At 70.0% G+C, this 12,321-nt stretch carries 15 protein-coding genes; 4 read left to right on the forward strand and 11 right to left on the reverse strand.

Annotation, left to right across the window (positions count from 1 at the left end; translation table 11 throughout):
- Window positions 1-59 precede the first annotated feature (59 nt).
- Window positions 60-593, forward strand: a complete 534-nt coding sequence (locus tag MTE01_RS04870; RefSeq protein ID WP_141376022.1) for a methylated-DNA--[protein]-cysteine S-methyltransferase — start codon at window positions 60-62, stop codon at window positions 591-593.
- Window positions 594-663: 70 nt separating this feature from the next.
- Here the strand turns inward: MTE01_RS04870 and MTE01_RS04875 are convergent, their stop codons facing one another.
- Both MTE01_RS04875 and MTE01_RS04880 read right to left on the reverse strand, forming a co-directional pair.
- Window positions 664-2,280, reverse strand: a complete 1,617-nt coding sequence (locus tag MTE01_RS04875) for a monocarboxylic acid transporter (RefSeq protein ID WP_174799640.1) — start codon at window positions 2,278-2,280, stop codon at window positions 664-666.
- On the reverse strand, window positions 2,277-2,630 hold the full coding sequence (locus MTE01_RS04880; RefSeq protein ID WP_103206275.1) for a DUF485 domain-containing protein: 354 nt from the start codon (window positions 2,628-2,630) through the stop codon (window positions 2,277-2,279). The genes MTE01_RS04875 and MTE01_RS04880 overlap by 4 nt, the downstream gene beginning before the upstream one ends.
- 140 nt (window positions 2,631-2,770) lie before the next feature.
- Here MTE01_RS04880 and MTE01_RS04885 point away from each other — a divergent pair, with 140 nt between their 5' ends.
- Together MTE01_RS04885 and MTE01_RS04890 are read left to right on the forward strand one after the other, a co-directional pair.
- A complete protein-coding gene (locus MTE01_RS04885) occupies window positions 2,771-3,622 on the forward strand; it encodes a helix-turn-helix transcriptional regulator (protein WP_141376024.1) in 852 nt (283 codons plus the stop codon).
- 114 nt (window positions 3,623-3,736) lie between these two features.
- Entirely contained in the window at window positions 3,737-4,021 is a 285-nt protein-coding gene (locus MTE01_RS04890; protein WP_103206273.1) for a Fe-S cluster assembly protein HesB, read from the forward strand.
- A gap of 172 nt (window positions 4,022-4,193) precedes the next feature.
- Here the strand turns inward: MTE01_RS04890 and MTE01_RS04895 are convergent, their stop codons facing one another.
- The 7 genes from MTE01_RS04895 to paaA all read right to left on the reverse strand — a co-directional run bounded on the left by MTE01_RS04895 (window position 4,194) and on the right by paaA (window position 9,660).
- Window positions 4,194-4,919, reverse strand: coding sequence for a hypothetical protein (locus MTE01_RS04895; RefSeq protein WP_141376026.1), 726 nt, complete (start codon window positions 4,917-4,919; stop codon window positions 4,194-4,196).
- A 255-nt stretch (window positions 4,920-5,174) separates the two neighbouring features.
- Window positions 5,175-5,945 carry an enoyl-CoA hydratase/isomerase family protein gene (locus MTE01_RS04900; protein WP_141376028.1) on the reverse strand — a complete coding sequence of 257 codons (771 nt, stop codon included), beginning with the start codon at window positions 5,943-5,945 and terminating at the stop codon, window positions 5,175-5,177.
- A 5-nt stretch (window positions 5,946-5,950) separates the two neighbouring features.
- On the reverse strand, window positions 5,951-7,075 hold the full coding sequence (gene paaE, locus MTE01_RS04905; RefSeq protein ID WP_141376030.1) for a 1,2-phenylacetyl-CoA epoxidase subunit PaaE: 1,125 nt from the start codon (window positions 7,073-7,075) through the stop codon (window positions 5,951-5,953).
- Entirely contained in the window at window positions 7,075-7,560 is a 486-nt protein-coding gene (gene paaD / locus MTE01_RS04910) for a 1,2-phenylacetyl-CoA epoxidase subunit PaaD (protein WP_116239029.1), read from the reverse strand. The genes paaE and paaD overlap by 1 nt, the downstream gene beginning before the upstream one ends.
- A complete protein-coding gene (gene paaC / locus MTE01_RS04915; RefSeq protein WP_103206268.1) occupies window positions 7,554-8,387 on the reverse strand; it encodes a 1,2-phenylacetyl-CoA epoxidase subunit PaaC in 834 nt (277 codons plus the stop codon). Before paaC ends, paaD begins: the two co-directional genes overlap by 7 nt.
- The gene (gene paaB / locus MTE01_RS04920) at window positions 8,384-8,689 is read right to left on the reverse strand and encodes a 1,2-phenylacetyl-CoA epoxidase subunit PaaB (protein ID WP_055838158.1); all 306 of its coding nucleotides are present in this window, start codon (window positions 8,687-8,689) and stop codon (window positions 8,384-8,386) included. Before paaB ends, paaC begins: the two co-directional genes overlap by 4 nt.
- Window positions 8,689-9,660, reverse strand: coding sequence for a 1,2-phenylacetyl-CoA epoxidase subunit PaaA (paaA, locus tag MTE01_RS04925; protein WP_141376033.1), 972 nt, complete (start codon window positions 9,658-9,660; stop codon window positions 8,689-8,691). Before paaA ends, paaB begins: the two co-directional genes overlap by 1 nt.
- Before the next feature lie 104 nt (window positions 9,661-9,764).
- Here paaA and MTE01_RS04930 point away from each other — a divergent pair, with 104 nt between their 5' ends.
- Entirely contained in the window at window positions 9,765-10,427 is a 663-nt protein-coding gene (locus tag MTE01_RS04930) for an HAD family hydrolase (RefSeq protein WP_141376035.1), read from the forward strand.
- 106 nt (window positions 10,428-10,533) lie between these two features.
- Here the strand turns inward: MTE01_RS04930 and paaK are convergent, their stop codons facing one another.
- Window positions 10,534-11,844 carry a phenylacetate--CoA ligase PaaK gene (gene paaK, locus MTE01_RS04935; RefSeq protein ID WP_141376037.1) on the reverse strand — a complete coding sequence of 437 codons (1,311 nt, stop codon included), beginning with the start codon at window positions 11,842-11,844 and terminating at the stop codon, window positions 10,534-10,536.
- A complete protein-coding gene (gene paaI, locus MTE01_RS04940; protein WP_141376039.1) occupies window positions 11,841-12,320 on the reverse strand; it encodes a hydroxyphenylacetyl-CoA thioesterase PaaI in 480 nt (159 codons plus the stop codon). Before paaI ends, paaK begins: the two co-directional genes overlap by 4 nt.
- Window position 12,321: the final 1 nt, after the last annotated feature.

The following is a 12,321-nucleotide window of genomic DNA, read 5'->3' on the forward strand; positions in this document are numbered from 1 at the left end:
CCTCCCCCTGCGCCCTCGATCCGTCCGCAGGGCCATGGCACGGTCACGAGGATGGACGCATGAACAGAGTCACCAGCACCGCATATGACAGCCCCGTCGGGCCGATCCTGCTGACCTTCATCGACGACGCCCTCGTGCGGTTGCACGTCGCCCACGACGGCCTCGATGTCGCGCGCGCCGAGATCGCACAGCGTCTCGGGGTCGTCCCCGACCCCGATGCGTCGATCGGACGAGGAGTCGTCGCGCAACTCGACGAGTACTTCGAGGGCGCGCGGCGGTCGTTCGACGTCTCCCTCGATTGGCGTTTCGTGCGCGGCTTCACGCGCGCCGCGCTCGAAGCGACCCTGCAGATCCCCTACGGCGAAGTGGCGTCGTACGGTGAGGTCTCCATGATGGCCGGAGCCCCGCGGGCCGCGCGGGCGGTGGGAACGGCGTGCGCCTCGTCTCCGTTCTCGATCGTCGTCCCGGTGCACCGGGTTGTTCGCGCCGACGGCTCGATCGGCGAGTACGGCGGGCATCCTGACGTGAAGGAGTATCTGCTCACGCTCGAGAGCGACGCGGTGCTCGGAGAAACCCTGCACGCCTCGGCCTGAACACGACGGGGCGTCCGTGCCCGGGCACGACGACGCCCGGCCCGCCGCAGCGAGACCGGGCGTCGATCGGTCAGTGGTTCGACGCCTTCTCGGCGCCGTATCCCGTGAGAGATCGGACGTCCATCTCCGCGGCCTTACGCGGGTCTTCGGGCGTCCGCGAGGTGACGGAACCGAGCCAGCCGAGGAAGAATCCGAGCGGGATCGACACGATCCCGGGGTTGTTCAGGGGCCAGATCGCGACGCCCGTGTTGGCGAATACGCTCGTCGCGGTCCCCCAGAACACCGGTGAGAGGAAGATCAGGACGAGCGCCGAGCCGAGACCGCCGTACATGCTCCAGACCGCGCCGCGGGTCGTGAAGCGTCTCCAGAACAGCGAGAACAGGATCGTCGGCAGGTTGGCCGACGCGGCCACCGCGAAGGCCAGCGCCACGAGGAAGGCGACGTTCTGCCCCTGCACGCCGATGCCGCCGAGGATCGCGAGCACACCGATCACGATGACCGTGCGTCGCGCGACCTTGACCTCGCCGTCCGGCGGCACATCGCCCTTCTTCACCACGTTCGCGTAGATGTCGTGCGCGAACGAGGCGGCCGCCGTGATGGTGAGACCGGCCACCACCGCGAGGATCGTCGCGAACGCCACCGCCGAGATGAACCCGAGCAGGAGCGGTCCGCCGAGAGCCAGCGCGAGCAGCGGCGCCGCCGCGTTCACTCCACCGGGTGCCGCGAGGATCGTCTCGGATCCGACCATCGCACCGGCGCCGTAGCCCAGGACGAGGGTGAGGATGTAGAAGAGCCCGATCAGCCAGATGGCCCACACGACCGAGCGACGCGCTTCTTTCGCGGTCGGCACGGTGTAGAAGCGCATCAGCACGTGCGGCAGACCCGCGGTACCGAGCACCAGCGCCAGCGCGAGCGAGATGAAGTCCCACGGATTCTTTCCGTACTGCAGGCCCGGCGCCAGGACGGCATCACCCTTGGGAGACGCCGCGACGGCGCTCTCGAGCAGCGTGTTGAGATTGAAGCCGTTGATCGCGAGCACCCAGACGGTCATCACGATCGCGCCGCCGATGAGCAGGAACGCCTTCACGATCTGCACCCACGTGGTGCCCTTCATGCCACCGATGAGGACGTACACGATCATCAGGATGCCGACCACGGCAACGACGATCGACTGGCCGACGCGCTCCGTGATGCCCAGCAACAGCGACACGAGGCCGCCGGCTCCGGCCATCTGGGCGAGGAGGTAGAAGAAGCAGACGGCGAGCGTGGTGATGGCCGCGGCCATGCGGACCGGCCGTTCCTTGAGGCGGAACGACAGCACGTCGGCCATCGTGAACTTGCCCGTATTGCGCATGAGCTCGGCGACCAACAGCAGGGCGACCAGCCACGCGACGAGGAAGCCGATCGAGTAGAGGAACCCGTCGTAGCCGTTGATGGCGATAGCGCCGACGATTCCGAGGAACGACGCCGCCGACAGATAGTCGCCGGCGATCGCGAAGCCGTTCTGCGGGCCCGTGAACGAGCGGCCCGCCGCGTAGTAGTCGGCCGCCGTCTTGCTGTTGCGACTGGCACGGATGACGATGAACAGCGTCACGGCGACGAATGCGCCGAAGATCGAGATGTTCAGCACGGGGTTGTTCTCGACGGTCTGCACGGCCGCCTCGACGCTGGCGAAGATCTCGTTCACGAGCGGGTCCCGTCCGCTCGCTCGAGTTCGGCGCGCAGCGCCTCGGCGCCCGGGTCGAGTCGCCGGTTGGCGTAGGACACGTAGCCCATGGTGATGGCGAATGTCGTGACGAACTGTCCGAGTCCGAGCACGAGCCCCACGGTGATGGCGCCCGAGACCGGCTGCGCCATGAATTCCGGCGCGAACGACGACAGCAGAACGTAGACGAAGTACCAGACGAGGAACGCCACCGCGAGGGGGAAGACGAAGCGGCGCTGGCGCTTCTTCAACTCCCGGAACGGGGCGGACTCCTCGACCGCGATGTAGTCGACGCCGCCCTTGTGGGCTTCGTCGATGCGACGGTCCGTCATGTGGCCTCCTTGCCTCATGAGTACGGCGCAACGCTGCGCCGAACGGGGGAAAAGTCCGGGTCGGCCGCTGCTTCCCCGGTGATAGGGTCGACACTACGAAACGCGGCGACGAAGCCGTCACCCCCGGAAGTAGGTAGTGCGTGACTGCACCCTCCACCCTTCGCGACGATGCGGCTCTCGTGTCGCACGCGGTGGTCGAGCTCGCCCGTCGCACGCATTTCCCCGTCGCTTTCGGCGGCCTGGAACACGACGGGGCGGTCCACGTCACCACGATCGTCGGTGCGCGCACGCGCAGCATCGAGGGGCTCGTCGTCCACGCCTCGCGGGGTCTCGGCGGCCGCGCGCTCGTCGAGCGGCGGCCGCGCATGACGCTCGACTACCGCACGTCGCGCTCCATCACGCACGATTACGACCGCGCCATCCTCGGCGAGGGCATCGCGACCCTCTTCGCCGTCCCCGTGCTCGTCAGCGGAGCGGCGCGCGGGGTCCTCTACTGCGGGTCGTGGGCGCAATCCCCGGTCGGTGACGTCGAGGCACGGCCCGCGTTCGACGTGGCCGGCGAGCTGGGAACCGAGTTGCGCGTGCGCGCCGAGGTCGACCGACGCCTCGCTTCGGCTCCCCACCCCGAGGGCGGTCTCGGAGCCGGCGTGCGCGAGGAGATCCGCGAGAGCTACGCTCAACTCCGCGGCATCGCGGCGATCGTCGGAGACGACGAGGTGCGGCGCCGACTCGAGGCCGTCGAGGCCCGCCTCGCCGCTCTGACCGGGGACGCCGGCGACACGGCATCCGACCCCGACGTCCACCTCTCGCGACGGGAGATCGACGTGCTCGCGTGCGCCGCCGTGGGGTCGACGAACGGCGAGATCGCGGCATCCCTCCACCTGCGCGAGACCACCGTGAAGTCGTACCTCGCCTCGGCGATGTCGAAGCTCGACGCGTCCACCCGGCATGCCGCGGTGACCCGGGCACGTCGGGCCGGGCTCCTCCCCTGAGAGCCGTTGCGAGGCCGGTGGGAAAACCCTGGCAATGGCCGCGTGAGCTTGAGAGCGACGCGGATTCTCGGCATCGTTGCTGGCTCCTGTCGTCGATCAGAGAAGGAGAGTCACATGCTGACGCTCACCGAAGAGGCCACGACCGCCGTGAAGACCATCACCGCCCAGTTCCCGGATGCCGCTCAGGGCGGCGTCCGCATCGAGGGAGCGGGCTCCCCCGAGTCGCAGTTCGCGCTGTCGGTCGTCGACGGCCCGCAGCCGGATGACGCCGTCGTCGAGAACGCCGGAGCGCGCGTCTTCCTCGACAGCGACGCCGCAGCCGTCCTCGACGACCGCGTGCTCGACGCGCAGATCGACCCGCAGGGGTCGGTGCAGTTCGCCGTCACCAGCGCCGCCTGACGCGCTGCGTCGCGTGATCGATGCCCCGGCTTCGTGCCGGGGCATCGTCGTGTGCGCGGGTCTCTGCGCGGCACCGGCGCCCGAGACCGCATCTCGCTGACGTTCCGGCGTCAGCGCGCAACCGACTCGACTCGTCAGCGAGATGCCGTCTCGCGGGGCGGATGCCGCGACCTCAGCCCTCGAAGACAACGACCTCGTCGTTCGCCGCGTCGTAGACGAACTGCAGCGCGGTGCCGGCGGGCAGATCGGTGTTGCGGAGTTCGGGCGTGCCATCGCTGAGCAGCATGGTGGCGCTCGGCGGGAACACACCCGCGCCGCACGAGGGGATCATGTACCGGCCGTTGTAGGACGTGCCGTTCCCCAGCTCCTGGAGCAGCTCGGGCTGCCAGACGGTCATGCACTTCGACGCGCCCTCGCCGGTGTCGAACGAGGCGTAGACGGCGACGCGGAACCCCTGGAACTGCGCGTACGACGTCACACCGCTCGAGAGCCCCTGTGTGAAAGAGCTCGGCGGGCTGAAGTCTGGATCGGGCGCGAGTCGGGCGATCTGCGTCGCCCCCACCTGCAGCGGGTCGGTCTGCACGCGCTGCACGACGACGAGCGCCGTCGCGGCGCAGACGACGACGAGGACCGCCGCGGTCAGCAGGATCGTGGTGGAACGGCGCAGGCGCGGCATCCGGAACCTCCGCCGCGGTGGGTCGACCGGCTCGTCGACGTCGCCGGGGTCGACCGGCTCCTCTTCGACCTCCGACGGCGCGAGAGCGACATCGTCGGAGCTGCGGCTCTCGAGTTCGATGAGCCGCCGCAGAGCGGCCGGGTCCGAGGAGATGTCGGCCCCGGGCGCGTACGCCCTTCGGCGCAGGACCGCGAGTTCATCATCGTCATCGATGCTCGGCATCCCCCGATTCAATCAGGATGGTCGCGACGACGACGGTCTCGCGGGGACCGTTCGTGCGTTTCCCGGCCGACCGCCGTCGTGGGAGGGTCGGGGCGGGGCGGCGCGCCGGCCACGTCTTCCTCCGTCACGGTCCTGGCGAAGCTCACCCCGACCCGGACGGCTATCGGCGCGACTACCGTGACGATCGCTTCCCGTGGGTGCGGGAGGCAGGCTGACGATACCGCCACGAGACCACGTCGTGCGGATGCCGAGGCCTCATCGTCCCGTGAACTCCGGCGGACGCTTCGCCTGGAATGCGGCGAAGCCCTCGCGGTAGTCTTCGGTCGCCGCCAGGGCTGCCTGGGCGCGGTTCTCGAGCGCCATCGCCTCCCACAACCCCAGCCGCTCGTCGCGGATCGCGCCGACGATGCGCTTGCTCGCCCGGAACGCCTGCGTCGGACCGGCAGCGGCCGTGCGGGCCGCCGAGGTCGCGGCATCGTGGACCTCCTCCGCCGGAAATGCGCGCGAGAAGAGTCCGGCGCGGACGGCTTCGGCACCCGACATCAGTCGACCTGTGTAGATCAGGTCGAGCGTGGCGTGGGAGCCGAGGCGCTCGACGAACAGCGCGTGACCGCCGGAGTCGAGCGTCGCGCCGAGGGCGGCGAAGGGCGAGCCGATCTTGGCGTCCCCGGCGACGTAGACCACGTCTGTGGCGATGAGCAGGCCCAGGCCGACACCCAGGCAGGCCCCGTGGGCGGCCGCGAACGTCGGCGCGGGAAAGGTCGCCATGCGACGCAGCAGAGGCGCCAGCGTGTCGTCCAGGTAACCCGCGACGTCGTCGGTGCGGGGGTCGACCCCCGAGATGTCGCGCCCGGCGCAGAACGACGGCCCCTCACCGCGCAGCAGCAGGGCGCGGGCGCCGTCGGCCTCGGCCCGGTCGTAGGCATCGGCGAGCGCGTGCAGACCCTCGAGGGCCAGGGCGTTGCGACGGGCGGGGGCGTTCAGGACGATCTCGGCCACGCCGGCGTCGAGGCGGTAGTCGATCATCGCGCTCAGCCGTCGTAGTCGACGCTGACGACGTCGGAGGTCGGATGCGACTGGCAGGTGAGGACGTACCCGCGTTCGATCTCGTCGGGCTCGAGCGCGTAGTTCTCGGTCATGGTGACCGCGCCCTCGATCACCCGCGCGCGGCAGGTGCCGCACACCCCGCCCGCGCACGCGAAGGGGACGTCGGGGCGCACGCGGAGAGCGGCGGCGAGGATCGTCTCGTTCGCGGCGACCGGGCTGTCGACGTGCGCCGACTGCCCGTCGAGGGTGATCTCGATCGAGCGCACCGGTTCATCGGCGCGGACTCTCACGGGGCGCGCTCCCCCCGTTTGGGCGGGAGCGTCGCCGTCTCCCGCGGTGAACAGTTCGAACCGCACACGATCGCGGGCGACACCGACCTCGGCGAGGGTGTCGCGACAGAGCTCGACGAGCGCGAAGGGCCCGCAGAGGAACCACTCGTCGACGGATGCCGGATCGATCAGCCGCGACAGGATCAGGCGCAGACGCTCCTCGTCGATGCGGCCCGAGAACACCGGCGCCGCGCGCTGCTCGCGCGAGAGCACGTGGTGCAGCGTGAGACGAGAGGGATAGCGGTCTTTGAGATCGGCGAGCTCGTCGACGAACATGACATCGGTCGAGGACCGGTTCGCGTACACGATCGTCATGCGGGCGTTCTCGGAACGCTCGAGCACTCCGGCGGCGAGCGCCATGATCGGGGTGATCCCGGAACCGGCGGCGATCGCCACGACGTGCCCCGTCGCCGTCGACGCCCGCGACACGAAGGTGCCCGCCGGGCTCATGACGTCGATCTCGTCGCCGGGCCGCAGCCCCTCGTGCGCCCAGGTCGAGAAACGTCCGTCGGGGTCGCGCTTGATGCCGACGCTGATCGCTCCGCGCACCGGCGGCCGGCAGAGCGAGTACGACCGGCGCAGGTCCTGTCCGTCGACGCGGGCGCGCAGGGCCACGTACTGCCCGGGTGCGTAGTCGAACGCCTCGGCGAGCTCCTCGGGAACGGCGAAGGTCACCTCGATCGCGGTGGGGGTCAGGGGGCGCACGTCCGCGACGCGAAGGGTGTGGAAACGGGCGCGGGTGCGCGGAGTGGCCGGGGTCTCGGCATCCGTCATCGTCATCAGAGGGCCTTGAAGTGGTCGAAGGGTTCGAGGCAGGCGCGGCACTCCCACAGCGCCTTGCACGAGGTCGAGCCGAAGCGCGAGACCTCGCGCGTGTCGAGGGAGCCGCAGCGCGGGCAGGCGACGCTGAGCCTCAGCCGGATGGGGCCGGCCGGCGCGCGGCCCGAGGGCGGGGCGATGCCGTACTCGGTGAGCTTGCGTCTTCCGGCGTCGCTCATCCAGTCGGTCGTCCACGCGGGGGTGAGCGTCGTTCGGACGACCGCCCGATCGAAACCCGCCGAGGTGAGGGCCAGCACGATGTCGTCGCGGATCGCGTCGACCGCCGGGCACCCCGAGTAGGTCGGTGTGATCGTGACGGTGACGGTGTCGCCGTCGAAGCGCACGTCGCGCAGGACGCCGAGGTCATCGATCGTCAGCACCGGCACCTCGGGATCGACGACGGCGGCGACCACCTCGCGGGCGTGCTCCAGCGTCGCGGTCACCAGGTCGCTCCCGGGTGCCGGCGCGCCAGCACCTGCATCTCGGCGAGAAGCGGACCGAGCGCGGGGTGGTGGACACCGCGGCGCCCCCCGGCAGACGAACCGGGGATCGTCGGCACGGGCACGTCCTCCTGCGCCAGGACAGCGTGGAGGACCTCATCGACGCGAGCCCGGAGCATCGACGGCCGTACGGCGACACCGCCGAGACGGTCGTGCAGGGGCTCGTCGCGGAACAGCTCGTCGAGATACGGCCACGTGTCGTCGAGGCCGACCAGCAACCGCCGCCGTGACTCCTCGGTGCCCCCGGCGAGCCGCAGCGTCCACTGCACGGCGTGATCGCGGTGGTAGTCCACCTCTTTCTCGGCCTTCGCCGCGACGGCGGCGAGGACGGGATCGGCGGATGCCGCGAGCTCCCGGTACAGCTCGAGGAGATAGGTGGATGCCAACAGCTGGCGGGCGATCGTGTGCGCGAAGTCGCCGTTGGGGAGCTCGAACAGCCAGGCGCTGCGGAACTCCGGCTCGTCGCGCCAGTAGGCGAGATCGTCTTCGCTGCGACCGTCGTACGAGCCCGCGTAGCGCAGGAGCGAGCGCGCGTGACCGAGCAGGTCGAGGGCGATGTTGCCGAGGGCCACGTCTTCTTCGAGCTCGGGGGCACGGGCCACCCATCCGCAGAGGTTCTGCGCGAGGATCACCGCGTCGTCACCGAGGCGCATCGCGTACGCGGCGACATCGGGGTCGGTGGCACGGCCCTCTCCCCCGGCCAGTTCCGCGGAGAGGTCGAGGGCGTCGAGCGAGACGTCGCCGTGCACGTCGCGGTCGGTCGAGGTGCTCACAGGTGCGGCACCCCCTCCGACGCGGTGTAGTACACCGCGTGCCGGTAGTTCTTGCCCGCCGGCGACTCGAAGAAGGCGCCCTTGGCTCCGGGGTCGCTCGTGGTCACGGCATCCGAGGGGACGACCCACACCGACACGCCCTCACCGCGACGGGTGTACAGGTCGCGGGCGTTGCGGACGGCGAGCTCGGCGTCGGGGGCGTGGAGCGAACCGACGTGCACGTGGCTGAGGCCGCGGTTCGCGCGCACGAAGACCTCCCACAGGGGCCAGGTCTCGGCGGGGCTGCCGCCGGGGGTGGCCATCAGGCGGCCGCCTTCGCGCTCTTCTTCGCCGCGTACGCCGCCGCCGCCTCGCGCACCCAAGCACCCTCCTCGTGCGCGTCGCGGCGGTGTTGCCGGCGCATCGTGTTGAGGGGGCCACGGCCGGCGAGCACCTCGTGGAACTCGGTCCAATCGATCTCGCCCATGTCGTACTCCCCCGTCTCGTCGTTGAAACGCAGGTCGGGATCGGGCAGGGTCACGCCCAGCACCGCGGCTTGCGGCACGAGCATCGAGACGAACCGCTGACGCAGGACGTCGTTGCTGAAGCGCTTGATGTTCCACGCCATCGACTGCGCCGAGTTGGGCGAGTCGTCGTCGGGGGGTCCGAACATCATCAGGCTCGGCCAGTACCAGCGGTTCACGGCATCCTGAGCCATCTGACGCTGCTCGTCGGTGCCCTGCATGAGGGTGAGCAGGATCTCGAACCCCTGACGCTGGTGGAACGACTCCTCTTTGCAGATGCGCACCATCGCCCGACCGTAGGGACCGTACGAGGCGCGGCAGAGAGGCACCTGGTTGCAGATCGCGGCGCCGTCGACGAGCCAGCCGATCGCGCCCATGTCGGCCCAGGTCGGCGTGGGGTAATTGAAGATCGAAGAGTAGCGGGCTGTGCCGTCGACGAGCTGCTGTGTCATCTCGTCGCGCGTGACGCCGAGGGTCTGCGCGGCGGAGTAGAGGTAGAGGCCGTGCCCCGCCTCGTCCTGCACCTTCGCCAGAAGGATCGACTTGCGCTTGAGGCTCGGGGCGCGAGTGATCCAGGCCCCCTCGGGCTGCATGCCGATGATCTCGGAGTGCGCGTGCTGCGAGATCTGGCGGATCAGCGTGCGGCGGTACCCCTCCGGCATCCAGTCGCGCGGTTCGATCCGTCCGTCGGCCTCGATGAGGGCGTCGAACATCGCTTCGCCGTCGCTCTCACCGCTCGCGGCATCCGTGGGGGGTGCGGTCATCGTCATCGTCGACTCCTTTTACAGACCGATCGTTCAGTAAAACTGTAGCGGAGGGTGCGCGAGGCCGCAACGGGCCTGCCCCCTCGCCCCCGGCGGTGTGGGGTGGAGCCATGGCAGACACCGCGATCTTCGACGTGGACGGCACCCTCGTCGACACCAACTACCAGCACGCCCTCGCCTGGTACCGCGCCTTCCGGCGGTTCGACGTCGTGCTGCCGATCTGGCGCATCCACCGGGCGATCGGCATGGGCGGCGATCAGCTCGTCGCCTCTCTCACCGGCGACGACGTCGAGAAAGACCACGGCGAGGCCCTGCGCGACGCGTGGACCGAAGAGTTCGAGCCGTTCCTCGGCGAGGTGAAGCCCTTCGACGGAGCACACGACCTGCTCGTCGAGGTGAAGAAGCGCGGATTCCAGGTCGTACTCGCCAGCTCCGGCAAGAGCGACCATGTCGAGCATTTCCTCGACCTCGTCGACGCCCGCGACCTGGCCGATGCGTGGACCACCTCCGACGACGTCCAGGCGAGCAAGCCCGCCCCCGACCTCGTGGAGACGGCGCTGGATCGCGTGCCCGGCTCGAGCGGCATCATGATCGGCGATTCGCCGTGGGACGCCATCGCTGCGGCGAAGGCGGACATGGCCACGATCGCGGTACGCACGGGCGGGTTCTCTGCGGAGGAGCTTCGGGATGCCGGAGCCTCCCGCGTCTTCGACAGCCTCCGCGACCTGATCGCCGGCCTGGACGACACGCCGCTCGCGCGACCGCGTTCCTGACGACCCGGCATCGCGCCCGCGCGGCCAGACCGCCCCCGTTCGTCGAGATCGACGCCGAACGGCTGCGGCCTCGGCAGATCGATACGTCCTCGACAACAGACCGAGCTCAGCGCAGGTCGTACACGCGCTGGTACTTGCCCTCGCTGCGCGGGAGCGAGCCGGGCTCCTCGACGCGCACCTCGACCGTCGTGCCGATCACGACCTTGATCCGCTGTTGCAGCACGACGCCCGCCGCCTCGCACACCTCGCGCTCCAGGGCCGGGTGCCTCTCGATACGGACGGTCATGGCATCCATCCTCCCCTCGCGGCGCAGCTCGAGCACGAAGTGCGGGGTGAGCTTCTCGATGCCCAGCACGATCTCCTCGATCTGCGTCGGGAAGAGATTCACCCCGCGGAGGATGATCATGTCGTCGTTGCGGCCGGTGATCTTCTCGATGCGGCGCATGGCGGGGAACGCCGTCCCGGGCAGCAGCCGGGTGAGATCGCGGGTGCGGTAGCGGATGACGGGGAACGCCTCTTTGGTGAGCGAGGTGAAGACCAGCTCGCCGAGCTCTCCATCGGCGACGGGGGCGCCCGTGTCGCCGTCGATCGTCTCGGGGAGGAAGTGGTCCTCCCAGATGTGCGGGCCGTCCTTGGTGAGCGCACTCTCGGAGGCCACGCCCGGGCCCATCACCTCGCTGAGGCCGTAGATGTCGACGGCGGTGAGGTCGAGGCGCCGTTCGATCTCTCGGCGCATCTCGTTCGTCCACGGCTCCGCCCCGAGGACTGCGACCCGCAGTGACGTCGAGCGCGGGTCGACGCCCGCCGCCTCGAGCGCGTCGGCGATCGTGAGGAGGTAGCTGGGCGTGCAGAGAATGGCATCCGGCTGGAAGTCCTGGATGAGCTGCGCCTGACGAGCCGTCTGTCCGCCCGACATCGGGATGACCGTCGCCCCGAGGCGCTCGATACCCGCGTGTGCGCCGAGGCCGCCGGTGAACAACCCGTAGCCGTAGGCGTTGTGCACGCGATCGCCGGGACGGATGCCGGCTGCCGACAGCGACCGCGCGACGAGATCGGCCCACCGGTCGAGGTCGCCCGCGCTGTACCCGACGACCGTGGGACGCCCGGTCGTGCCGGACGACGCGTGAACGCGCCGAACGTCGGCCATCGGCACCGCGAACATGCCGAAGGGGTAGGTCTCGCGCAGGTCGGCCTTCGTGGTGAAAGGCAGCAGGCGGATGTCGTCGAGCGCGTGGATGTCGTCGGGATGGACGCCCGCCGCATCGAACTTCCGACGGTACAGCTCGACGTTGTCGTACGCGTGGCGGACCGTCCACTGCAGGCGTTCGAGTTGCAGAGCGCGCAGGCTCTCGAGCGGAACGCCGGTCGGATCGACGGATGCCAGGACGTCGGGGCGTGAGGGAACGGTCATGGTCATCGGGACACCTCCGTGGTGGAGAGCGCGGCGCGGCGCTCGGGCTCGGGGTCGTAGGCGGATGGGGGGCCGGAGGCCTCTGCGGAGTCGGCCTCCGGCGTCGGCGGACGCCGATCCGTCGTGATGCTGCGGCCGCGCACCTCGGCGACCAGGTCGCCCGTCTCGTCGGTCACGCGGATGTCGTAGAGGCCCGTGCGCCCACTGCGCGCGCGGCGGACGGCGGTCGCGGTGAGCGTCTGCCCGGCCGTCGTCGACTTCAGGAACGAGATGTCGGCGCCGCCCGCGACGGTGACCCGCTCGTCTTCGTTGCACGCGATCGCGAAAGCGGTGTCGGCGAGGGTGAAGACGAGCCCGCCGTGGGTGATGGCGAACCCGTTCAGCATGTCGTCGCGCACGGTCATCGACACGCGAGACTCCCCCGGGGCGTCGTGCTCGACGACCATGCCGAGCATGGCCGATGCCTGATCGCGTTGCATCATC

Origin of the sequence: Microbacterium testaceum, from assembly GCF_006539145.1 — a bacterium.
Lineage (GTDB): Bacteria > Actinomycetota > Actinomycetes > Actinomycetales > Microbacteriaceae > Microbacterium > Microbacterium testaceum.

Excerpts from the sequence above, each read along its gene's own strand:
- paaI (WP_141376039.1), bottom strand. The coding sequence starts at position 12,320 with ATGATGCAACGCGATCAGGCATCGGCCATGCTCGGCATGGTCGTCGAG.
- paaK (WP_141376037.1), bottom strand. The coding sequence starts at position 11,844 with ATGACCATGACCGTTCCCTCACGCCCCGACGTCCTGGCATCCGTCGAT.
- MTE01_RS04900 (WP_141376028.1), bottom strand. The coding sequence starts at position 5,945 with ATGATCGACTACCGCCTCGACGCCGGCGTGGCCGAGATCGTCCTGAAC.
- paaA (WP_141376033.1), bottom strand. The coding sequence starts at position 9,660 with ATGACGATGACCGCACCCCCCACGGATGCCGCGAGCGGTGAGAGCGAC.
- MTE01_RS04890 (WP_103206273.1), top strand. The coding sequence starts at position 3,737 with ATGCTGACGCTCACCGAAGAGGCCACGACCGCCGTGAAGACCATCACC.
- MTE01_RS04880 (WP_103206275.1), bottom strand. The coding sequence starts at position 2,630 with ATGACGGACCGTCGCATCGACGAAGCCCACAAGGGCGGCGTCGACTAC.
- MTE01_RS04930 (WP_141376035.1), top strand. The coding sequence starts at position 9,765 with ATGGCAGACACCGCGATCTTCGACGTGGACGGCACCCTCGTCGACACC.
- paaE (WP_141376030.1), bottom strand. The coding sequence starts at position 7,075 with ATGACGATGACGGATGCCGAGACCCCGGCCACTCCGCGCACCCGCGCC.
- MTE01_RS04895 (WP_141376026.1), bottom strand. The coding sequence starts at position 4,919 with ATGCCGAGCATCGATGACGATGATGAACTCGCGGTCCTGCGCCGAAGG.
- paaB (WP_055838158.1), bottom strand. The coding sequence starts at position 8,689 with ATGGCCACCCCCGGCGGCAGCCCCGCCGAGACCTGGCCCCTGTGGGAG.
- MTE01_RS04870 (WP_141376022.1), top strand. The coding sequence starts at position 60 with ATGAACAGAGTCACCAGCACCGCATATGACAGCCCCGTCGGGCCGATC.